The sequence below is a fragment of the Isoptericola jiangsuensis genome, assembly GCF_002563715.1.
Lineage (GTDB): Bacteria > Actinomycetota > Actinomycetes > Actinomycetales > Cellulomonadaceae > Isoptericola > Isoptericola jiangsuensis.
On sequence record NZ_PDJJ01000001.1, the window covers coordinates 3,331,750 to 3,351,881 of the forward strand.

21 protein-coding genes are annotated in these 20,132 nt (G+C 73.7%); 10 read left to right on the forward strand and 11 right to left on the reverse strand.

The features are described from left to right. Positions 1-57: 57 nt before the first annotated feature. The 5 genes from ATJ88_RS14975 to ATJ88_RS14995 all read right to left on the reverse strand — a co-directional run bounded on the left by ATJ88_RS14975 (position 58) and on the right by ATJ88_RS14995 (position 4,877). Positions 58-1,566: an extracellular solute-binding protein gene (locus tag ATJ88_RS14975; protein ID WP_098464515.1), complete on the reverse strand. Its 1,509-nt coding sequence runs from the start codon at positions 1,564-1,566 to the stop codon at positions 58-60. Between the two features lie 14 nt (positions 1,567-1,580). After that, on the reverse strand, positions 1,581-2,246 hold the full coding sequence (locus ATJ88_RS14980; protein WP_098464516.1) for a YesL family protein: 666 nt from the start codon (positions 2,244-2,246) through the stop codon (positions 1,581-1,583). Positions 2,247-2,277: 31 nt separating this feature from the next. Further along, the gene (locus ATJ88_RS14985) at positions 2,278-3,267 is read right to left on the reverse strand and encodes an ABC transporter permease (protein WP_098464517.1); all 990 of its coding nucleotides are present in this window, start codon (positions 3,265-3,267) and stop codon (positions 2,278-2,280) included. Between the two features lie 246 nt (positions 3,268-3,513). Next, positions 3,514-4,062 (reverse strand): dihydrofolate reductase, encoded by a 549-nt coding sequence (locus ATJ88_RS14990; protein ID WP_098464518.1) that lies wholly within the window; start codon positions 4,060-4,062, stop codon positions 3,514-3,516. Continuing rightward, the gene (locus tag ATJ88_RS14995) at positions 4,059-4,877 is read right to left on the reverse strand and encodes a thymidylate synthase (protein WP_098464519.1); all 819 of its coding nucleotides are present in this window, start codon (positions 4,875-4,877) and stop codon (positions 4,059-4,061) included. The genes ATJ88_RS14990 and ATJ88_RS14995 overlap by 4 nt, the downstream gene beginning before the upstream one ends. A gap of 42 nt (positions 4,878-4,919) precedes the next feature. Here ATJ88_RS14995 and ATJ88_RS18425 point away from each other — a divergent pair, with 42 nt between their 5' ends. Continuing rightward, positions 4,920-5,510 carry a hypothetical protein gene (locus tag ATJ88_RS18425; protein ID WP_170023658.1) on the forward strand — a complete coding sequence of 197 codons (591 nt, stop codon included), beginning with the start codon at positions 4,920-4,922 and terminating at the stop codon, positions 5,508-5,510. A gap of 72 nt (positions 5,511-5,582) precedes the next feature. Here the strand turns inward: ATJ88_RS18425 and ATJ88_RS15005 are convergent, their stop codons facing one another. After that, positions 5,583-5,903 (reverse strand): hypothetical protein, encoded by a 321-nt coding sequence (locus tag ATJ88_RS15005; protein WP_098464520.1) that lies wholly within the window; start codon positions 5,901-5,903, stop codon positions 5,583-5,585. A gap of 101 nt (positions 5,904-6,004) precedes the next feature. Here ATJ88_RS15005 and ATJ88_RS15010 point away from each other — a divergent pair, with 101 nt between their 5' ends. From ATJ88_RS15010 to ATJ88_RS15025, 4 genes are all read left to right on the forward strand, one after another. Further along, a complete protein-coding gene (locus ATJ88_RS15010; protein ID WP_098464521.1) occupies positions 6,005-6,505 on the forward strand; it encodes an OsmC family protein in 501 nt (166 codons plus the stop codon). Positions 6,506-6,512: 7 nt separating this feature from the next. Next, positions 6,513-6,989: an SRPBCC family protein gene (locus ATJ88_RS15015; protein WP_098464522.1), complete on the forward strand. Its 477-nt coding sequence runs from the start codon at positions 6,513-6,515 to the stop codon at positions 6,987-6,989. 89 nt (positions 6,990-7,078) lie between these two features. Beyond that, on the forward strand, positions 7,079-7,858 hold the full coding sequence (locus tag ATJ88_RS15020) for a hypothetical protein (RefSeq protein WP_245852464.1): 780 nt from the start codon (positions 7,079-7,081) through the stop codon (positions 7,856-7,858). A gap of 81 nt (positions 7,859-7,939) precedes the next feature. Next, positions 7,940-9,226, forward strand: a complete 1,287-nt coding sequence (locus ATJ88_RS15025; RefSeq protein WP_098464523.1) for an aspartate aminotransferase type Ic — start codon at positions 7,940-7,942, stop codon at positions 9,224-9,226. A gap of 106 nt (positions 9,227-9,332) precedes the next feature. Here ATJ88_RS15025 and ATJ88_RS15030 read toward each other — a convergent pair whose 3' ends face one another. From ATJ88_RS15030 to ehuB, 4 genes are read right to left on the reverse strand one after another with little or no spacing between them, the layout of a single operon-like run. Continuing rightward, a complete protein-coding gene (locus ATJ88_RS15030; RefSeq protein ID WP_098464524.1) occupies positions 9,333-10,118 on the reverse strand; it encodes an amino acid ABC transporter ATP-binding protein in 786 nt (261 codons plus the stop codon). Between the two features lie 28 nt (positions 10,119-10,146). After that, positions 10,147-10,794 carry an ectoine/hydroxyectoine ABC transporter permease subunit EhuD gene (gene ehuD, locus ATJ88_RS15035; RefSeq protein ID WP_098464525.1) on the reverse strand — a complete coding sequence of 216 codons (648 nt, stop codon included), beginning with the start codon at positions 10,792-10,794 and terminating at the stop codon, positions 10,147-10,149. Beyond that, complete coding sequence (locus ATJ88_RS15040) at positions 10,791-11,546, reverse strand: amino acid ABC transporter permease (RefSeq protein ID WP_098464526.1); 756 nt, start codon at positions 11,544-11,546, stop codon at positions 10,791-10,793. Before ATJ88_RS15040 ends, ehuD begins: the two co-directional genes overlap by 4 nt. 5 nt (positions 11,547-11,551) lie before the next feature. After that, positions 11,552-12,487: an ectoine/hydroxyectoine ABC transporter substrate-binding protein EhuB gene (gene ehuB / locus ATJ88_RS15045; RefSeq protein ID WP_098464527.1), complete on the reverse strand. Its 936-nt coding sequence runs from the start codon at positions 12,485-12,487 to the stop codon at positions 11,552-11,554. Between the two features lie 238 nt (positions 12,488-12,725). Between ehuB and ATJ88_RS15050 the strand changes: the two genes are divergently transcribed. From ATJ88_RS15050 to ATJ88_RS15060, 3 genes are all read left to right on the forward strand, one after another. After that, a complete protein-coding gene (locus ATJ88_RS15050) occupies positions 12,726-13,481 on the forward strand; it encodes a GntR family transcriptional regulator (RefSeq protein WP_098464528.1) in 756 nt (251 codons plus the stop codon). Between the two features lie 192 nt (positions 13,482-13,673). Further along, positions 13,674-15,245, forward strand: coding sequence for a glycoside hydrolase family 43 protein (locus ATJ88_RS15055; protein ID WP_098464529.1), 1,572 nt, complete (start codon positions 13,674-13,676; stop codon positions 15,243-15,245). Beyond that, entirely contained in the window at positions 15,245-17,227 is a 1,983-nt protein-coding gene (locus ATJ88_RS15060) for a DUF6807 family protein (RefSeq protein ID WP_098464530.1), read from the forward strand. Before ATJ88_RS15055 ends, ATJ88_RS15060 begins: the two co-directional genes overlap by 1 nt. 12 nt (positions 17,228-17,239) lie before the next feature. On the opposite strand, the gene ATJ88_RS15065 is transcribed toward ATJ88_RS15060, so the two are convergent. After that, positions 17,240-18,706 carry a serine hydrolase domain-containing protein gene (locus tag ATJ88_RS15065; protein WP_098464531.1) on the reverse strand — a complete coding sequence of 489 codons (1,467 nt, stop codon included), beginning with the start codon at positions 18,704-18,706 and terminating at the stop codon, positions 17,240-17,242. A gap of 91 nt (positions 18,707-18,797) precedes the next feature. Between ATJ88_RS15065 and ATJ88_RS15070 the strand changes: the two genes are divergently transcribed. Beyond that, on the forward strand, positions 18,798-19,760 hold the full coding sequence (locus tag ATJ88_RS15070; RefSeq protein ID WP_098464532.1) for a hypothetical protein: 963 nt from the start codon (positions 18,798-18,800) through the stop codon (positions 19,758-19,760). After that, positions 19,757-20,119 (forward strand): GntR family transcriptional regulator, encoded by a 363-nt coding sequence (locus tag ATJ88_RS18850; protein WP_098464533.1) that lies wholly within the window; start codon positions 19,757-19,759, stop codon positions 20,117-20,119. Before ATJ88_RS15070 ends, ATJ88_RS18850 begins: the two co-directional genes overlap by 4 nt. Positions 20,120-20,132: the final 13 nt, after the last annotated feature.

Consider the following 20,132-nt stretch of genomic DNA (forward strand, 5'->3'; position numbering starts at 1 on the left):
GGTGCGGGGGGCGCGTCCGGCGGGACGCGCCCCCCGGGTGGGGGCGACGGGTGACCGTCAGCCGTTCACCTCGGCGTACGCGGCGGTGTACTCGGCGATGATGTCGTCGAGGCCCTGGCCGCGGACCTCCTCGATGACGGCCTCGTAGTCGGCCATCTCGATCTGCCCGGTGATGTACTGGTTGTAGGCGTCGTTGACCTTCTGCTCGATGGTCGACCACTGCCGGTCGTACGTCTCGGAGGTCAGGGACTGCGCCGGGTTGATGACGACGTAGTCCTCGTTCTCGGCCATCTTCTCGTTGCCCTCGTCGACGTACGGCGTCGAGGACTTGTAGGTGACGACCTTCTCCGAGGGGCGCGAGGCCGCGTACGGCTGGACCTGCTGCTCCCAGGCGGTGGTGTCGGTGATGGTGACGACACCGTCGGCGTCCATCTCGTAGTGCGTGCCCTCGACGCCGTTGGTCATGAGGGCGTACGCGTCCTCGTCGATCAGCTTGTCGACGAACGCGAGCATGCGCTGCAGGTCGGCCTCGGTCTTCACCTCGGACTTCGGGAAGGCGAGCCAGCCGCCCATGCCGCCGTTGGTGTCGGTGAGGATGCGGCGCTCGACGTCACCGGCGGTGATGTCGTTGACCAGGGCCCACGCCATCGGGGTGTCGGGGTTCGCGTTCTGGGCGAGCGCCATGTAGTTCTTCGCCTCGAACAGGCCGGTGACGACGATGCCGCCCTTGCCCTGGGCGATGGCGTCCTGCTGGTTCTGCTTCTGGACGGTGACGAACTCCTGGTTGACCGCGCCCGCCTCGTAGACGGACCGGTACCACTCCATGGCCTCCTTGTACTCGTCCGTCGTGAACGCGGGGACGACCTGGCCGTCGTCGAGCACCTGGAACTGCTGGCCGGCGCCGAAGTAGCCGGCGAGGGAGCGGAAGCCGACGGCGAAGCTCTCGAGGCGGTCGACGAACCCGGTGGTGTCGTCCTTGCCGTTGCCGTCCGGGTCCTGCGTGGTGAACGCCTTGGCGACCTCGGTGAGCTCGTCGATGGTGTGCGGGGTCTCGAGCCCGAGGTTGTCCAGCCAGTCCTGGCGGATGACGACGCCGTAGCGGGCCTTGATCTTCTGGTACGGGACGCCGTACAGGTGGCCGTCGAGACGCGCGGACTCGAGGGTCTGCGGGTCGATCTGCGACAGGTTCGGGTAGTCGGCGAGGTAGGGCTCGACGTCCCAGAACATGCCCGAGGACATCGCCTGGCGCACCGAGGAGCTGTTGGTCACGGTGAGGGACACGATGTCGGCCAGCGCGCCGGAGGCGAGCGCGGCGTTGATCTTCTCCTCCTTCGAGGCGTCAGGGACCCACTGCATCTCGAACTCCTCGCCCGTGTACTCCTCGAGCGCGGTCTCGATGACGCCGTCCGCCTCGGGGGTGGTCGGCGTGTGCAGCATCGTCATCCAGGTGATGGGGTCGGTCGACGCCTCGCCCTCCCCGGTCTCCTCGCCGCCGCTGCAGGCGGTGAGTGCCAGCGCGACGACCGCGGCGGACGCGGCACCCTTCGCGAACGTGCCTCTGGTCATGGACCTTGCTCCTTTCATGACGCCTGCTCCGTCGCGGGCGTGCCGTGGGGGTGGTGCGTGGTGCGGCCCGGAAGGCCCGGGCTCTCCACCAGGGGGCTAAAGACGATGCGGGTGACGAGCGCGACGACGAGCGCCGGGATCGCCGCCCCGAAGAGCAGCAGCAGCGGTGTGGCGAGGTGCCACAGCAGCCAGGTGGTCGCGGCGACGACGGTCGCGCCCAGCACGGTCCAGTGCAGGGAGCCGAGCCCGAGCAGGAGCGCGGCGCCGAGCTGGCGCGGGAGCGACGTGATGTCGGTGGCGGCCATCACCGGGAAGACGTAGGCGGCGACCACGACGAGGGCGACGAGCGCGACGACGTTGAGCGCGCGCACCGTGCCGTCCGCGGCCTGCAGGACGTTGGTGACGACGACCGTCCCGGTGCCGAGCAGGACCCAGCCGACGAGGACCGCGTGCCAGGTCCGCTCGCGCACGAGCCGCCAGAACGTCCGGGCGGGCGGCGGCGTCTCGCCGTGCCGCACCCAGCGGTCCAGGTACGCGGCGAGCGCGTACGACGCGGGTCCGAAGCCGACCACGCCGAGGCCGAGCACCGTCGTCGCGACCCACAGGAGGTTGAGGTACGCGAGGCGGTACACGGCGGTCGCGGCCGTGTTGATCCGGACGAATCCTTCGAAGGAGAGCATGGCGGTGCCGTCGTCGTGACGCCGGGGGGCGTCAGTAGACGCCCTCCTCGCCGAACCTCTTGGCCATCCGGTTGGCCATGACGACGAGCACGAGCCCGACGAGGCCCTTGAAGAGGCCGACGGCGGTGGCGTAGCTCAGCTGACCGTTCTGGATGCCGGCGGTGTAGACGTAGGTGTCGAAGATCTCGCCGACCTCGCGGTTGAGGGAGTTGAGCACGAGGTACATGTGCTCGAACCCGAGCTCGAGGAAGTCGCCGATCGCCAGGATGAACATGACGATGATGGTGGGGCGGATCGCCGGGAGCGTGATGTGCCAGGTCTGGCGCAGGCGGTTGGCGCCGTCGAGCTCGGCGGCCTCGTAGAGCTGGGTGTCGACGGCGGTCATGGCGGCGAGGTAGACGATGGTGCCCCAGCCGGCGCCCTTCCAGATCTCCTGCATGATGTACATCGGCCGCAGCCAGTCGGGGTCGGTGAGGAACGCGACCGGTTCGCCGCCGGCGGCGACGATGAGGTTGTTCACGCTCCCGCCGTCGATGGAGAGCATCACGTAGAAGATCGACACGACGATGACCCACGACAGGAAGTGCGGCAGGTAGATCACCGACTGGATGGTGCGCTGGAAGGACCGCGTGCGGACCTCGTTGAGCAGCAGCGCCAGGATGATCGGCACGGGGAACGCGAACACGAGCATCAGCAGCGAGATGACGACGGTGTTGCGCAGCAGCAGGAAGAACGTGTCCTCGGTGAAGAACCGCACGAAGTGCTCGAACCCGACCCAGGGGCTGCCGCCGATGCCGAGGAACGGCAGGTAGTCCTGGAACGCGACGACGAGGCCGCCCATGGGGGCGTACTTGAAGACCAGGAAGTAGAGGATCCCGGGGACCGCCATGAGGTAGAGCGTCCGGTGCTTGAGCAGGGCGTTGGTGCGCTTCCTGCGGGTGCCGCCTCCGGGGACGCCTGCTCGCACAGGGGTGCCGGCGGCGACCGCCGCCACCGCCTTCGATGCCGTCGACGCGCTCATCGCGCGGCTCCTGCGTCCGTCACAACCACCATCGGTGCGCCCTTCCGTGCTCGTCCTCGAGCCGTTCGTGGTCCCGGGCGACGTCGCCCGGTAACCGGTTTCAGGCGAAGGTACAGGACGGTTCCGGCAATGGGCAACCGCTTGCCAACCCGGGCTGGGACCGAGCACACTGTGCGCCCCGGTCAACCACCGCGACGCCCCGGCGGGCCGCGGACGAGGTCGAGCAGCGCCGGTCGGGCGCGGGGATCAGCGGCGCACGAAGGTCCGCACGCGGAAGCGCGCCGTCCCGGTGGAGTCGAGCCAGCCCTCGTCCCCCGCGGGCGCCGGCCCCGCCACCCACACCGCCGGGTCGAGCGCCGGCGCGAACGTGTCACCGTCGACGACGACGTCCACCTCCGTCACCACGCAGCGGTCCGCGAGCGCCAGCGCCGCCGCGTACACCTGGCCGCCGCCGATCACCCACACCTCGTCGCCCCCCGGCGCGGCCCGGGCGACGTCCAGCGCGGCGGCGACGGACGACGCGACGACCGCGCCGTCGTCGGACCACCCGCGACGGCTCACCACGACGTTGGTGCGGCCCGGCAGGGGCCGGAACCGGGGCGGCAGCGACTCCCACGTGAGCCGCCCCATGACCACGGGGTGCCCCGACGTGGTCCGGCGGAAGTGCGCGAAGTCCTCCGGGACGTGCCACGGGATGGCCCCCGCGGCGCCGATGACGGGCCGGCCGGCGGCGTCCCGGGCCTGCGCCCAGATCAGTCCGACGGACGACGGCGCACGGTGCGTCGCGTCGCTCATACGGCGACGGGCGCCTTGATGCCGGGGTGGTGCTGGTAGCCCACGACCTCGATGTCCTCGTACTCGTAGTCGAGGATCGAGTCGCGGTGCGCCAGCTGCAGCGTCGGGTACGGGAACGGTTCCCGGGCGAGCTGCGTGCGGACCTGCTCGACGTGGTTGTCGTAGACGTGGCAGTCGCCGCCCGTCCACACGAAGTCGCCGACCTCCAGGCCCGTCTGCGCCGCCACCATGTGGGTGAGCAGGGCGTAGGAGGCGATGTTGAAGGGCACCCCGAGGAACAGGTCGGCCGAGCGCTGGTACAGCTGGCAGCTGAGCCTGCCGTCGGCCACGTAGAACTGGAACAGCACGTGGCAGGGCGGCAGCGCCATGTCCTCCACCTCGCCCGGGTTCCACGCCGTGACGACGTGGCGGCGCGAGTCCGGGTTCGACCGGATCTGCTCGACCACCGCGGAGATCTGGTCCAGGTGCCGGCCGTCGGGCGTGGGCCAGGACCGCCACTGCACCCCGTACACCGGACCGAGGTTCCCGTCGGCGTCGGCCCACTCGTCCCAGATGCTCACGCCGCGCTCCTGCAGCCAGCGCACGTTCGAGTCGCCGCGCAGGAACCACAGCAGCTCCAGGGCGACCGAGCGCAGGTGGACCCGCTTGGTGGTGATCAGCGGGAACCCGGCGGACAGGTCGTAGCGGATCTGCCGGCCGAACACGCTCGTCGTGCCCGTCCCGGTGCGGTCGTCCTTGTGCGTGCCGTGCTCGAGGACGTCGCGCAGGAGGTCCTCGTAGGGCGTCGGGACGGCCGCGGCGGGGGTTGCGCTCATGGGGTCGATCCTACGAGCCGCACCCGCGGATACGGTGGCGCCATGCGATCCCGCCCCCTGGTGACGACCGGCGCCCTGGCCGCGACGGTGAGCGTCCTCATCGTGCTGCTGTACGCGGGCCGGATCGGGATGCACCTGGACGATCCCGGGGTGCTCGCCCTCGTGGGGGTGCTGGTCCTGGTGGCGGCGGTGGGCGTGCTGGCGTGGTGCGGGGTGGTGTCCGTGCGGGTGCGCTCCCAGGTGCGGCGCGTGGACCGGCACCGGCCGGGCGCCCCGCTGGTGGTGGGCCGCCCGACGACGGCGCTCACCGCGCAGGCACGGGCCCTGCGGGCGGGCACGCGCGGCCTGCCGCCGGACGCGGCGGACCGGGAGCACGTGGTCTACGCGTTCCTCCCGGACCGGGTGGAGCTGTGGGTGCGCGGCGACGACGCGCCCCGCTGGTGGGTGACGCTCCCCGCGGACGTGTCCGCCGGGACGACGGGGGCAGGCCGGTCCGGTCTCGACGCCCTCACGGTGCGCGACGGCGCCGCGACGCTCGAGCTCGTCCCGACGTCCGACGACGCCCGGGCGTGGCCGTCCCGCGCGCACCGCACGGCCGCGGTCGAACGGACCCGGGCCCTCCTCGCACGCTGACCCGTCCGCGAGTCAGCACAGCGCGCGGCGAGTCAGCGCAGGACGGCGCGGCCCGGGTGCCCGAGGACGCGGTCAGTGCTCGGCGTCGTCGCCCGCACCGTGGCGGGGCGGGTGGTCGAGCTCGACGGGCTCGGCGTCGTCGTCGGGTGCACCACCGAAGTGGGCGCCGCTCTCGACGGGTGCGTGCTCGCCGCTCCCCCGCTCGTCGTCGCCGTCGTCGGCGGACGCGGACGCGGACGCGGGATGTTCGACGGCCGCGAGGTCGGGCCCGGTGGCCCAGTCGCGCTCGGGGTGGACGGTGTCGCCCTCGGGCCCAGGCGCGGGCGTGGCGGCGTCGAGCTCCTCGGGCAGGATCTTGCCGGAGCCGAAGTCGGACTTGTCCCGTGCGGTCATCGTCCGATCCTGGCACCGCCCGGGGTCGTTCGCTCGGGGTGCGGACCGGGGTGTGACGGACGCCGTCGCACGAGGCCGGGCTCCGGTGCGAGGATCGGGGCATGACCGACGAGAACCTGACCGCCGACGACGCGCCCGCAGCCGTGACCCCGAGCCCGACGGACCCGCTGTGGGTGGAGCGCACCGGGACCCGCACGTACCGGGGGTACACGGCCCGCGGCGCCACCGTGGAGATCGGCCCGGCGTCCGCGGGCGCGGTGTTCACGCCCGGGGAGCTCCTGAAGATCGCGCTGGCGGCGTGCGCGGGCATGTCGAGCGACACGAAGTTCTCGCGGGTGCTGGGTGACGACTACGCGGTGACGATCCGCGTCGAGGACCCGAAGGACATGGAGCAGGACCTGTACCCGGTGCTGTCGGAGAAGTTCGAGATCGACCTGTCGGGCCTGGACGAGCAGAGCCGCAACAAGACGCTCCTGCTGGCGCAGCGGTCGATCGACCGGGTGTGCACGGTGGGCCGCACCCTCAAGGCGGGCGCGCTGGTGCCCCCGGCAACGTTCGAGCAGCCGGCCGGGGACGCCCCCGGCGCCGGGTCCGGGGACTGAGGCTCCGATGACGTCGGCCCCGTACCGCGTGGAGGCGTCCCGCCTGGTGGCGGCGGACGCCGCGACGGCGTTCGCGTGCGTGGCGGACCCGCGCACGCACCCGCGGTGGATCCCGCAGACGGTGATCGCGAGCGCGCACGAGGCGGCGCCGGGCGTGGGCGAGCGGTTCACGATGGTGACGGGTCCGTTCGCGCGACGGTCGGGCCGGGGCTTCCCTGACCGGATGACGGTGACCGCGCTGGACGCGCCGTCGGGGCCGGACGGGGTGGGCCGCACCCGGGTGCGCAAGGACGGCCCGTTCCTGCGGGGCGACGCGGGGTTCGACGTCGTCCCCGTGGACGCGGGGCGCTGCCGGGTCGTGTGGTGGGAGGAGGCGTACCTGGCGGGGCCGTGGCCGCGGCGCGTCAACGCGAGGGCGGTGGGCGTGGTCCTGCGGGTCCTGCTGCACGTGTCGTTGCGCCGCCTGGCCCGCGACCTGGCCTGACGCGCCGGCGCCGGGCGGCGCGCCCCTGGCGGCCGGCAAGGCGCTCGCGGTCCGGTGGCCGCGTGGGACCCGCCGGGTAGGGTCGCGGCATGAGGCATCCTCGCGACGACCGCGGCCCGGACACCCCGGCGCCCGGCTCGGACGCGGTCCAGGACTCCGGCCAGGAGGTCGAGTCCTGGACCCGGTACCGACCGACGCCGCTGCTGGACGCGCTGCTCGACAAGGCGGTGACGATCCCGTCGGCCGCGATCCACAAGCACGTCGACGCCCTGCGCCGCCGCAACCCGGAGGCGGGTCCGGCGCGGATCATCGAGATCCTGGAGAAGGAGTACCTGACGCTCGTCTCGACGACGGGCGGCGCGGTCGGTGCGGCGGCGGCGGCCCCCGCGGTCGGCACGACAGCCGCCGCGGTCCTCACGACGAGCGACGTCGCGACGTTCTTCGCGTCGTCGGCGGCGTTCTCCCTGGCGGTCGCGGACGTCCACGGCATCGAGATCGACGACGTCGGACGGCGCCGCGCCCTGCTGCTCGTGTCGGTGCTCGGTGACTCGGGCGCCCGGGACGTGGAGCGTGCGGCGGCCGGGTCGCAGGTCGCGTGGGGCAAGGTGCTGCTGACCTCGATGCCGCAGTCGAGCATCCGGCGCGTGAACAAGGTGCTGGCGCACAAGTTCCTGCGCAAGTACGCCGCGAAGTACGGCACCCTCGCGCTGGGCCGCATGGTCCCGTTCGGCGTCGGGGCGGTGATCGGGTTCGCGGGCGGCCGGGCGCTGGGGCACGGCGTCGTCGGTCAGTCGCGCAAGGCGTTCGGGCCGCCGCCGGACCACTTCCCCTGGGTGGTGGAGCAGCGGCGGCAAGCCGTCGAGGGCTGAGGTTCCCGCACGCCGGGACGGGCCGTCCCTGTGCGTGACCGACGACGACGACGCCCGGGCGGGGCGCGTAGTCTCGGGGGCGTGAGCACCTCACCCGTGACCGATGCCGCCGTCGACCCCGCTCTCGCCGCCCGTCTGCCGAAGCTGCGCGAGCTCTACTCCGCCCTGCAGGATCGCGGCCTGAGCCTGGACCTGACGCGGGGCAAGCCGTCCGCCGAGCAGCTCGACCTGTCGGAGTCGCTGCTGGCCCTGCCGGGAGAGGGCGTGCACACGGCCGGCGGCACGGACGTCCGCAACTACGGCGGGCTCGACGGTCTGCCGCAGCTGCGGGAGATCTTCGCGGAGCTGCTCGGCGTGCCCACCGCGCAGCTCCTGGCGCAGGACAACGCGTCGCTGCGCCTCATGTGGGACACCCTCGTGCAGGCGCTGCTGTTCGGCGTGCCGGGCGGCGAGGGTCCGTGGTCCCAGCAGGGGCCGATCACGTTCGTCTGCCCGGTGCCGGGCTACGACCGGCACTTCGCGATCTGCGAGGAGCTGGGCATCCGCATGGTGACGGTCCCGATGACGCCGGACGGCCCGGACGTCGAGGCCGTCGCCGCGCTGGTCGCGGACGACCCGTCGGTCAAGGGCCTGTGGGTGGTGCCGACGTACGCGAACCCGGACGGCTCGGTCGTGTCCGAGGACGTGGCGCGCCGCCTGGTGTCGATGCCGACCGCCGCGCCTGACTTCCGCATCTTCTGGGACAACGCGTACGCGGTGCACCACCTGACGCAGCACGAGACGACGTCGGCGAACGCGATCGAGCTGGCCGCCGAGGCCGGCAACCCGGACCGGGTGGTCATGTTCGCCTCGACGTCGAAGATCACGTTCGCGGGGGCGGGCGTGTCGTTCCTCGCGTCGTCGCCGGGCAACATCGCCTGGTTCAAGCAGCACCTGTCGTTCCGCTCGATCGGCCCGGACAAGGTCAACCAGCTCCGCCACGCGCTGTTCTTCGGTGACGCGGCGGGCGTGCGCGCCCACATGGCGAAGCACCGGGAGATCCTCGCGCCGAAGTTCGCGGCGGTCACCCGCATCCTGGGCGAGCGGCTCGGGGACGCGGGCGTGGCCACGTGGACGGACCCGCAGGGCGGCTACTTCGTGTCGGTCGACGTCGTGCCGGGCACCGCGGCTCGCGTGGTCGAGCTCGCGAAGGCGGCCGGCATCGCCCTGACCCCGGCCGGCGCCACCTTCCCGTACGGCCAGGACCCGGCGGACCGCAACATCCGGCTCGCGCCGTCGATGCCGCCGCTGGCGGAGGTCGAGACCGCGATGGACGGCGTGGCCACCTGCATCCTGCTCGCCGCGGCGGAGGTCGCCGCGGCGGCCTGACGGCCGTCTCACGACGACGAAGGGCGGCTCCCCGGTGGGGAGCCGCCCTTCGCGTGTTCCTCGGCGCCCCCGAGCGTGGTGGGCGACCGAGGAGCGAGGACCGAGGTCAGTGCAGCACGGCCTTGAGGAACTCCTGGGTCCGCTCGTGGGTCGGGCTGGTGAACATCGTCTCGGGGTCGGCCTCCTCGACGATCTGGCCCTGGTCGAACATGAGGACGCGGTCCGACACCTCGCGGGCGAACTGCATCTCGTGCGTGACCAGCAGCATCGTGATGTCCGTGGTGTCGGCGATCTCCTTGAGGACACCGAGGACGTCCGCGACGATCTCCGGGTCGAGCGCGGAGGTCACCTCGTCGAGCAGCAGGATCTCCGGGTCCATCGCCAGCGCGCGGGCGATCGCCACGCGCTGCTGCTGGCCGCCGGAGAGCTGGTTGGTGCGGAAGTCCCGCTTGTCGGTCATCCCGACCTTCTCCAGCAGGCGCTCGGCGTCGGCGACCGCCTCGTCCTTGGACTTGCGCAGGACGTGCACGGGCGACTCGATGATGTTCTCCAGCACGGTCATGTTGGGGAACAGGTTGAACTGCTGGAACACCATGCCGACGCGGTTGCGCACGACGCGGCGGCGCTTCTCGGGGATGGCCACCCACTTGTCGCCCTTGTACTCGTGCGTGTACGGGTCGCCGTCGATGAGGATGGTGCCGCCGCTGAGCTCCTCCAGGGTCATGAGGAGCCGCAGGATGGTCGTCTTCCCCGAGCCGGACGGCCCGATGAGGGTGACGCGCTGCCCCTGCGGGACGCTGAAGTTCAGCCCGTCGAGGACGGTGTTGTCGCCGAACTTCTTGACGACGTCCCGGAACTCGATGGCGGGGACGTCGGTCGCGGTGGTGGTCATGGTCGGGCTCCCGGTGGCGGGGTTCTGGTCAGGCAAGGCGGACCTCCATACGTCGGACGAGCAGCGACGTCGGGTAGCTGATGAGGAGGAACAGCAGGCCCACCATGGTCAGCGGCTCGATGTACGAGAACGTGTTGGCGCCGTAGCTCTGCGCCTGCGTGTACATCTCGACGATGCCGATCGCGAAGAGGAACGGCGTCTCCTTGAACATGGAGATCGCGTAGTTGCCCAGGCCGGGCAGGGTGTTGCGGACGGCCTGCGGCAGGATGACGGCGCGCCACGTGCGGGCCCGGGTCATGTTCAGCGCGGTCGCGGCCTCCCACTGCCCCGGTGGCACCGCCTCGATGCCGGCCCGGTAGACCTCCGACATGTAGGTGGCGTAGTGGACGCCGAGGACGACGAACCCGATGACGAGCGCCGGGACCTGCGGCGGGGACAGCAGGTAGACGAACACGAGCTGCACGAGCAGCGGTGTCATGCGCACGAAGTCGACGACGAGGCGCAGCGGCACCTTGACCCACGGGCTCGGCGTGCGCATCGCGAGGGCGATGAAGAGCCCGAGGACGGACGCGATGACCATGCCCACGACGGTGGCCTGGATCGTGACGACCAGTCCGTCGAGGAGGTCGGGCAGGACGTCCCAGGCGCGCTCCCAGTTCCACAGGGTGTCGTTCATCGCGCACCTCCCGTCGGCGCGGGCACCTGGGATGTGGCGAGCGCCTTGTCAGGGCTGATCCCGAGGGTCTCGCGCAGCGTCGGCCGCGTCCCGCGGCCGAGCCGGCGCTTGGCCCGCTCCTCGAGCAGGTTCATGCCCCAGGTCAGCAGGTAGGCGATGACGAAGTAGACGACGAGGCCCGCGCCGTAGCTGAACAGGGTGTCGCTGGTGGCCTTGCGCAGCTCGACGGTCCAGAAGTTCACGTCGTGCAGGGTGATGTAGTAGGCCAGGGCCGACCCCTTGACGAGCTGGATGAGCAGGTTGGCGAGCAGCGGGATCATCAGCGCCCAGGCCTGGGGGAAGATGACCCGCCGCACCTTGTGGAACCAGCTCATGTTGAGCGCGGTGCAGGCCTCCCACTGGCCCTGCGGCACGGAGGCGATGGACCCGCGCACGACCTCCGACGCGTACGCGCCGTAGTTGAGGCCGAGCGCGACGACCGCGACGGCGAGCGCCTCCATCTTGAAGCCGAAGACGGGCAGCACGTAGAAGATCCAGAAGATCTGGACCACGAGCGACGTGCCGCGGAAGAACTCGACCACGATGCGGGACGGCCCGCGCACCCAGAGGGACCGGGTGCGGGAGCCGAACCCGAGGACGACGGCGACGAGCAGCGCGAGGAGCGCGCCGCCGACCGTCATCTGCAGTGTGACGAGAATGCTGCTGCCGAGGTCGGGCAGCCTCTCGACCAGCTCCTGGATGTCACCGGACATGGGGGTCAGTAGTCCATCCCCAGCTCGTCGGCCAGGTCGGAGAGGTCCTGGTCGGGGTCGCAGAGCGCCTCGGCGGTCAGGCCCTCGGGCGGCATCTCGGCGGTGCTGAAGCCGAACGGCTCCATGATCTCGAGCCAGGCGGCCTCGTCGCCGACGATCGTGGCGAGCTGCTCGTTGTAGGCGTCGAGGAGCTCGGTGTCGCCCTGGCGGAACACCTCGGCGCCGGCACCGATCTGCGGCTCGCCGTTGATGGTGGCGATGAACGCGTCGGTGGCCTCGACGGGCGCGTCGGTCTCCTCGGCGAGGGCGCGCAGGGAGATGCCGGTCAGGGCGTAGGCGTCGGCGCGGCCGGTGGTGACGGCGTCGAGGCCGGCCTGGCGGTCGGGGACCTCCATGGCGTCGACGTCGGTGTCCTCGGCGTAGCCGGCCTCGATGGCGCCCTGGGTGACGGCGACCTTGACGTCGCCGCCCTCGACGGACTGCCAGTCGGTGAGGCCCTGGGGGTTGCCCTCGGGGACGAGGAACGCCGTGGTGTACATGATGGTGGGCTCGGCGAACGCGGCCTGCTCGCACCGCTCGGGGAGGATCGACATGCCGGCGCTGACGGCGTCGAACCGGTCGGCCTGGACGCCGGGGATGAGGGCGTTCCACTCGACCTGGGTGCCGGAGACGGTGTCGATGCCGAGCTCGCCGTAGATGGCGCGGCCGAGCTCGACGGTGGCGCCGGTGAGCTCGCCGCCGTCCTCGTAGGAGTAGGGGACCTCGCCGAAGAAGCCGACGTTGATCTCGCCGGCGTCCTGGAGCTGGGCGAGCGTGGACTCGCCGCCCTCGGGGGCGCCGTTCTCGTCGACGGCGGTGCAGGCGGTGAGCGCGGTGAGCGCGAGGATCGAGCCGGTCGCGACGGCGGTGCGACGGCGGTTCGTGGTCCGGGTGGACGGCACGGGGGTCTCCTTCCGTGGCCCGCCGGGCGTCCGGCGGGCTGGGTGTGCGGACGGTCCGACACGGTAACGAGATTCTGACGATCCGACAATCCGTGTGTCTGTGTGTTTGATTGTCTACAATCGTCTGCGACGGCGTGAGACACCGGCCTGACGCGGGAGAATGCAGGGGTGCGGGTCGGCCCGCGCGCCACCGACGCACCCCACGATCGTTGTCAGGTCGTGACCTGGAAGGAGCCCCATGCCCACGACGCCCCGTCCGCCGCTCGGTGGCGCGCCGGCACTGTCGCCGGTGACCCGACCCTCGACGGTCGACCTCATCACCCGGGAGCTGCGCAACGCGATCTACTCCGGCGCGCTGCGCGTCGGCAGCCCGATCCGCGAGGTCGAGATGGCGGGCCAGCTCGGCGTGAGCCGGGGCCCGTTCCGCGAGGCCGCCCAGCGGCTCGTCGCCGAGGGGCTCGTCGTCGCCACCCCGGGGCGCGGGCTCTCGGTGCGCACCCTCGGCACCGACCGCGTCCGCCCGCTCTACGCGGCCCGCACCACGGTGGAGGTCGCGGCCGGGCGGCTCGCCGTCGCGCAGGCCACCGACGCGCAGGTGGCCGAGGTCCGCGCGGCCCACGACGCCCTCGTCGAGGCCGACGCCACGCAGGACGCCCTGCGGGTGGGCGACGCCGACCTCAACGTGCACTGGACGCTGGTCGCGGCGAGCGGCAACCCGTGGCTGATGCGCTGGATGACGACCCTCATCGTCGAGGTCCGCATCGCCAGCTTCACCGTCGCGGAGGAGTACGCGGTCCGCAAGGACGCCGCCCACTCGCACACCCCGCTCGTCGAGCGCCTCGAGGCGCGGGACGCCGACGGCCTGGAGGCCGCGATCCGCGCGAACCTGGAGGCGGCGGTGACGCGCCTGCTCGCCCCCGAGGCCGCGGACGTCGAGACGCTGGAGGAGCCGCTGCCGCTGCCCGCGCCGCGGCTGGACCCGCTCGACCTCTGACCGCTACCGGGCCGCCCTCCCCCGGCCCTCCCGCTCGTCGCGACCCTCCGGACCGCCGGTTTCACCCGGCGGGACGCCGTGCGGGAGCGCGCGGCGGGAAACGTCGTGATGCGGACCTTGCTACAGTTCCGCACGGCGGTGTAACCGGTTTCCCCGTGCCGCCCGAAGTCCCGACGACGTGACGGAAGGCCCATGACCTCGTACCCCAACCCGATACTCGACGCCGACTGGCCGGACCCCGACGCGATCCGCGTCGGCGAGGACTACTGGCTGATCGCGTCGAGCTTCCACCGGGCCCCCGGCCTCCCCGTGCTGCACTCGCGCGACCTCGTGGCCTGGGAGCACGTCGCAAACGCCCTGCCCGCGCTCCCGCCCGCCGCGCACTACGCGCTCCCCCGTCACGGCTCCGGCGTGTGGGCGCCCAGCCTGCGCCACCACGACGGCCGGTTCTGGATCGTCTACCCCGACCCCGACCACGGCATCTTCGTGCTCACCGCCACCGACCCGCGCGGCCCCTGGTCCGAGCCGTGGTGCCTGCTGCCCGGTCGCGGCCTCATCGACCCGTGCCCCCTGTGGGACGACGACGGCCGCGCGTACCTCGTGCACGGCTGGGCGAAGAGCCGCGCCGGCGTGAAGAACCGGCTCACCGTCGTCGAGGTCGACGCGGGGCTGCGAGGCGTCGTCGGCCCGGCCCGCACCGTCGTCGACGGCGACGCGCTCGACGGGTTCGGCACGCTCGAGGGCCCCAAGCTGTACCGCCGCGACGGCTGGTACTGGATCTTCGCGCCGGCCGGCGGCGTCGCGACGGGCTGGCAGACGGTGTTCCGCTCCCGCAGCGTGTGGGGTCCGTACGAGCACCGGGTGGTGCTGGAGCAGGGCACCACGGACGTCAACGGGCCGCACCAGGGCGCCTGGGTCGACACCCCGGACGGCACCGACTGGTTCCTCCACTTCCAGGACCGGGGCCGGTTCGGCCGGGTCGTGCACCTGCAGCCGATGCGCTGGGACGACGACGGCTGGCCGCGCCTCGGCGTGCCGCTGGAGGGCGGGCCGGGCGACGCCACCAGTGCCTCGCCGGCCGGCCGCGGCCAGCCCGTCGCGATGCACCCGACCCCGACGGGCGACGGTGAGCACGCCGAGCCGGCGCGGACCGACCTGTTCGCCGTCCCGGGGCTCGCGCCCCGGTGGCACTGGCAGGCGAACCCGGTGCCCACCTGGGCCGACGCCCCCGGGGACGGCACCCTCCGCCTGGCCGCGCAGCCGTCGCCGCTGGGCGACCTGCGGGCGCAGGGCGCCGTGCTGTGCCAGCAGCTGCCCGGCCGGCCGAGCACCTGGACCACCACCGTCACGCTGACGGGCGGCACGGTCGGCACCCGCGCGGGCCTCGTCGTGCTGGGCCGCGAGTACGCGTGGCTCGGCCTGGAGCGCACGGACGAGGGCGCCGCCGTCGTGCAGCGCGCGGGGACCTCCGACGCCGGCGAGACGACGGTCGCGCGGCACGACGTCACCGCGGACGCCGTCGAGCTGCGCGCGGCCGTCGACGCCGACGGCGCGGTCACGTGGTCGTGGCGGGCGGACCCGGCGGGCGTCTGGCACGACACGACCCCCGAGGCCGGAACCGACGCCTGGCAGGCCGTCGCCGGGCACTGGGTCGGTGCGGAGGTCGGGCTGTTCGCCTGCGCCCCGGCCGGCGTGCCCGCCGCCCCCGACGACGGCGCCACCTTCGGCCCGGTGCACGTCACCGTGGCCGGGAAGGACGCCTGATGCCGCGCGGCGGGGGCGGCCCCACCATCGACGAGGTCGCGGCCGCCGCCGGGGTGTCCCGCGCGTCGGTGTCGCGCGTGATGAACGGGCACGACACCGTCTCCCCCGACGTCGTGCGGCGGGTGCGCGAGGCCGCCGACCGCCTGGAGTACCGGCCGAGCCGGCTCGCCCGCAGCCTGTCCCTGGGACGCACCAACACGGTCGCCCTGGTGGTGCCGGACCTCGGCAACCCGCTGTTCCAGAAGATCCTGCGCGGCGCGATGTCGGCCGCCGCCGGGCACGACTACCGGGTGCTCGTCGCGGAGACGGTCGAGGCCGCCCTCGACGAGTCCGCCGTCGCCCTGGAGGCCCGGCAGCGCTGCGACGCCCTCATCCTGGCGTCCCCGCGCGGGACCGACGCCGCGCTGCGCGCGCTGCTCCCCCAGGTGGAGCCTGTGGTGCTCGTCAACCGGCAGGTGCCGGGCCTCGACGTCCCCACCGTGCGCGTCGACCACGCCAGCGGCGTGCGCGGCATGGTCGACCACCTCGTGGCCCTCGGGCACCGCGACCTCGTGTACGTCGCCGGACCGCCGTCGAGCGCGTCCGACGCCGAGCGTCGCGCCACCCTGGCCGAGGCCCGCGAACGGTTCCCCGGGCTGCGCGTCGCGACGGTGCCGGGCGGCTCGACCGTCGACGAGGGCTACCGCTGCGCCGACGCCGTCCTCGCCACCGGGGCGACCGGCGTCGTCGCCTACAACGACCTCGTCGCCCTCGGCCTGCTGGCCCGGCTCGGCGAGACGGGCGTCGCGGTGCCCGGGGACGTCTCGGTGTGCGGGTTCGACGACGTCGAGCTCGCCCGGTACGCCGCACCGCCGCTCACCACGGCGGCCGTGCCGCAGGCCGAGCTGGGACGCCGCGCGTGGCAGCTCCTGCACGACCGGATGGCCCGGGGTGCGGACTCCCGGCCGCTCGCCGTCGAGCCCGAGGGCGACGTCGTCACCCCCGCGGTGACGCTGCGCGGCAGCACCGGGCAGGTGCCGCCCAACCGGCGGCTCGCCGTGTCGTCGACCAACCGTGCGGGGCGGGCCATCACCACCCCCGGGGACGTCCGCCCCAGCTGGGCCGGCGCGGACGACGGCTGGGTCCTGGACGCCGGCGACGGCGGGGTGCTCGCCCGCTGCTCGCGCGGCGACGACCTGCCGGGCGTGCACAGCCCCCGGCCGTTCCTGCACCCCGTGCGGTCGCTGGCGGGCGTAGCGATGACGGTGGTGAGCCCCGTCGACCACCGGCACCACTACGGGGTCTCGACCGCGGTGGCGGACGTCGACGGCACCACCCACTGGGGCGGACGGACCTTCGTGCGGGACCGCGGCTCCACGCTGCTCGCGAACCACGGACGGCAGCGGGTCGCGGGGTCGTCGGTGCAGGACGCCGGGGCGACCCTGCGCCTGGACGTGCACTGGCTGGACGAGCACGGCGGGCAGCAGCTCGCCGAGCGTCGCCTGCTCACCGCCGTCGCGATCCCCGAGGTCGACGCGTGGGCGCTGCGCTGGGACGGCGAGCTGCGGGCCGGTGCCACCGACGTGACGATCGGCAGCCCCGCCACGAACGGCCGCCCGGGCGCCGGGTACGGGGGCATGTTCTGGCGGCTGCCGTCGGGCACGGACGCCGACGCGATCGGCCCCGAGGGGAACGTCGGCGAGGCCGTGCACGGCTCCACGGCGCCCTGGGTGGCGGTCCGCCGCCGTGACGGGGACGCCTGGACCACCCTGGTGCTCGTCCAGACCGCCGAGCGACCGGACCCGTGGTTCACGCGCGTCGGCGACTACGTGGGCGTGGGGCCGGCACTGGCGTGGGACGCCGTCCGGACCGTGCCGGCGGGCGGGTCGCTCACGACGGACGTCGTGGCGGCCGTCGTGGACCGCCGGCTGGAGCCGGCCGACGCGGCGGACGTCGCGGCGCTGGCCGTGGCCCGGCTCGCTGCCGCGCGGGCGGCGGCCTGACCCGTCCGGGTGTCAGCGGCGGGTGCTGGCCTGCCGCTGACGCTCGAACTCGTCGGCGGGCCACGACGTCATCCCGCCGACGACGAGGCCGCTCGGCGTGCCGTCCGGGTCGCGCAGCACGTGCACGGGCTCGCCGACGGGCCCGAACCCGGCGTGCGGCTCGGGGCGCAGCACGTCGCCGTCGACCCGCAGCCGCTCCGCCCCGTCGAACGGGTCGGCGCGGCGCGGGTCGACGAGCCAGAGGTGGTGGCCGAGCCGGACGACGTCGGTCGTGCCCCACAGGTTGGCGAACCGGCCGGTCCAGCGGTCGAGGTCGGCGAACCCGTCGTCGTCCCGACCGGTGGCCGTGCCGTCGTCCCGGGTCGCGGGACCGGCGTCGAGCGCGGCGACCACGAGGGCGAACAGGCCCGTGGCGATCGTGTCGGCGGGGCCGTCGACCGCGTTGGTCAGCACCGACACCGCGACCCGGGCGGACGGGTCGAACCACGTCCGGGTGATCTGTCCGGGGAACCCGCCGGAGTGGCCGACGAGCCGACGACCGTCGAGGTCGCGCAGCTCGAACCCGAGGCCGTAGCCGCGGCGCGGCGCGTGCGGCCGCTCGATCACGGACTCCTCCCGCTGGAGCAGGCGACGGGTCTCGGGGCGCAGCAGCGTCGACCCGTCGCAGTGCGCCATGGCCCAGCGCACCAGGTCCCGCGCCGTGGAGCAGAACCCGGTGGCGGCGGCGAGGGCGCCGGTGGTGGTCGCGGCGACGGGGAGACGGCCGTCGGCGAACACCACGGGCAGGCCGGGCGCGGCGGGTGCGGGGGCGCTGTGGCCGACGACCGCGCGGCGCGCGACGGTCTCGTCGAGCTCGGCGGTGGTGTCGGCCAGGCCGAGGGGTTCGAGCAGCTCGCGCCGCACGTGGTCGTCGTACCGCTCCCCGGTGACGGCCTCGACGACGAGCCCGAGCAGGCCGTAGGCCAGGTTGGAGTACTTGAAGGCCTCGCCGCGGCCGAGGACCTCGCCGTCGGTGAGGACGGCGTCGAGCAGCGCCGCCCGGTCGGGGAACGGCAGGGCGAGCTGCCAGTGGTCGGCGTCGCGGCCGTCGCGCAGCAGGCCGCCGGAGTGGCCGAGGGCCTCGCGGACGGTGATCTCGCCGACGCTGGTGCGACCGAGCTCGGGGACGTGCCGGCCGAGCGGGTCGTCCCAGCGCAGCTCCCCGGCGTCGACGAGGCGGGCGACGGCGGTGGCCGTGAAGGTCTTGGAGTGGGAGGCCACACGGAACACGTGGTCGGGGCGCAGCGGGGTGCCGGACGTGAGGTCGGTGACGCCCCACGCGCCGTCGAGCACCACCTCGTCGTCGACGGCGACGGCGAACTGCACGCCCGGGACCCGGTGGCGGGCGGCCTGGGTGGTGACCCAGTGCGCGAGGTACGCGGTGTTGAGGCGCGCCGACGTCGCGGCGGGGGTGCGCTCGGCGGCGCCGGTGAGGGTCATGGCGCCACGATAGCCCGCGGGGTTGCCGTCCTCCGATCCCCTGGCTATGGTTCATTGAGTCAACACATTGGTTCAATGAACTGGAGGAGCGATGGCCGCGTTCGCCGTCGTCGTGCTGCTCGGGCTGGTCGTCGTCGTCCCCGCCCTCGTCGCCGGGGTCGTGCTCGCCACGACGGGACGGCACGACGCCGAACCCGTGCGCGCCGCCCGCCGGCACGACACCCTCATCACCCTCACCACCGTCCTCGCCGCGCTGCTCACCGCCGTCGGCGTCCTCTCCCTGCCGGTCACCTGGACCGCGTCGTACCTCCCGGCACCCCCGGCACCGGGCGCCCTGCTCGCGGCCGGTCCGTTCGCCGTCGCCGTCGCCGCCTGCCTCGTCCGCGTCGCGGGCGAGCTCACCTGGCCCCGACCGCGCGGGACGGTCCGCACCGCGCCGCTGACCCGCCGGACGGTCCGCGAGCTCGCCGGGTGGCGGCTCCTGCTGCTCCTCGCCACCGCCGCCCTGCTCGTCGTCGTCCTGGTCGTCACCGGGCTCACCGCCACCGACAGCACCACCGTCGCCTCGCCCGAGCGCCCCCTGCCCGGCGGTGGCACGGTGTCCGGCGCCGCGGGACCGTACCCCGGCTGGCCCTACGGGGTGCCGATGCTCCTCGGCCTCGCCGTCGCGCTCGTCGCCGCGGCCGTCACGCTGGGCGTCGTCGCCCGTCGGGCCCCCCTGGAAGGGCTCGGGCACGCCGAGGACGACGTCCTGCGGCGCGCCTCCACGGCACGGCTGCTCGCGGTGCTGCAGCTCTGCGTCGGCGGTGCGGCCGCCGTCGTGCTCGCCACCGCCGGAGGGGCAGCCCGGAACGCGGGAACCGCCCACTACGCCGTCGACGACCTCTGGCAGACGTCGACCGACCCCGCCCTGACCACGCTCGGCACCGCCGCACTCGTCATGGCGCTGCTCGTCGCCGTCGGATCAGCCGTCGCCGCGGTGACCGCCGTCGGCGCCGCACGACGACGCGAGCCACGCACCGCGCCCACCCCGACGACCACGGAGACCCGGTGACCGGGATCCGCGTCGACCTGCGCTCCCCCACCCCCGTCTACGAGCAGATCCGGAGCCAGGTCGCCGGGCTGGTCGCCGTCGGGGACCTCGCGCCCGGGGACCGGCTGCCCGCGTCCCGCACCCTGGCCCACGACCTGGGGATCGCCGTCGGCACCGTGCAGCGTGCCTACCGCGAGCTCGAGCAGTCGGGGGTCGTCGTCTCCCGCCGCCGCACCGGGACCGTCGTGGCCGGCACCCCCGACGCCGGGCACGGCGCCCTGGTCCGGTCGGTCCGCGCCCTGGTGGACCGGGCCCGGGCCGACGGTCTGGACGACGCCGCGATCCTCGATCTCGTCCGGGCCGTGCTGCGGGACCGATGAAAAGCCTGTCGGT

Coding starts and splice junctions, on each gene's coding strand:
- ATJ88_RS14975 (WP_098464515.1), bottom strand. CDS start 1,566: ATGACCAGAGGCACGTTCGCGAAGGGTGCCGCGTCCGCCGCGGTCGTC.
- ATJ88_RS14980 (WP_098464516.1), bottom strand. CDS start 2,246: ATGCTCTCCTTCGAAGGATTCGTCCGGATCAACACGGCCGCGACCGCC.
- ATJ88_RS14985 (WP_098464517.1), bottom strand. CDS start 3,267: ATGAGCGCGTCGACGGCATCGAAGGCGGTGGCGGCGGTCGCCGCCGGC.
- ATJ88_RS14990 (WP_098464518.1), bottom strand. CDS start 4,062: ATGAGCGACGCGACGCACCGTGCGCCGTCGTCCGTCGGACTGATCTGG.
- ATJ88_RS14995 (WP_098464519.1), bottom strand. CDS start 4,877: ATGAGCGCAACCCCCGCCGCGGCCGTCCCGACGCCCTACGAGGACCTC.
- ATJ88_RS18425 (WP_170023658.1), top strand. CDS start 4,920: ATGCGATCCCGCCCCCTGGTGACGACCGGCGCCCTGGCCGCGACGGTG.
- ATJ88_RS15005 (WP_098464520.1), bottom strand. CDS start 5,903: ATGACCGCACGGGACAAGTCCGACTTCGGCTCCGGCAAGATCCTGCCC.
- ATJ88_RS15010 (WP_098464521.1), top strand. CDS start 6,005: ATGACCGACGAGAACCTGACCGCCGACGACGCGCCCGCAGCCGTGACC.
- ATJ88_RS15015 (WP_098464522.1), top strand. CDS start 6,513: ATGACGTCGGCCCCGTACCGCGTGGAGGCGTCCCGCCTGGTGGCGGCG.
- ATJ88_RS15020 (WP_245852464.1), top strand. CDS start 7,079: ATGAGGCATCCTCGCGACGACCGCGGCCCGGACACCCCGGCGCCCGGC.
- ATJ88_RS15030 (WP_098464524.1), bottom strand. CDS start 10,118: ATGACCACCACCGCGACCGACGTCCCCGCCATCGAGTTCCGGGACGTC.
- ehuD (WP_098464525.1), bottom strand. CDS start 10,794: ATGAACGACACCCTGTGGAACTGGGAGCGCGCCTGGGACGTCCTGCCC.
- ATJ88_RS15040 (WP_098464526.1), bottom strand. CDS start 11,546: ATGTCCGGTGACATCCAGGAGCTGGTCGAGAGGCTGCCCGACCTCGGC.
- ATJ88_RS15050 (WP_098464528.1), top strand. CDS start 12,726: ATGCCCACGACGCCCCGTCCGCCGCTCGGTGGCGCGCCGGCACTGTCG.
- ATJ88_RS15055 (WP_098464529.1), top strand. CDS start 13,674: ATGACCTCGTACCCCAACCCGATACTCGACGCCGACTGGCCGGACCCC.
- ATJ88_RS15060 (WP_098464530.1), top strand. CDS start 15,245: ATGCCGCGCGGCGGGGGCGGCCCCACCATCGACGAGGTCGCGGCCGCC.
- ATJ88_RS15065 (WP_098464531.1), bottom strand. CDS start 18,706: ATGACCCTCACCGGCGCCGCCGAGCGCACCCCCGCCGCGACGTCGGCG.
- ATJ88_RS15070 (WP_098464532.1), top strand. CDS start 18,798: ATGGCCGCGTTCGCCGTCGTCGTGCTGCTCGGGCTGGTCGTCGTCGTC.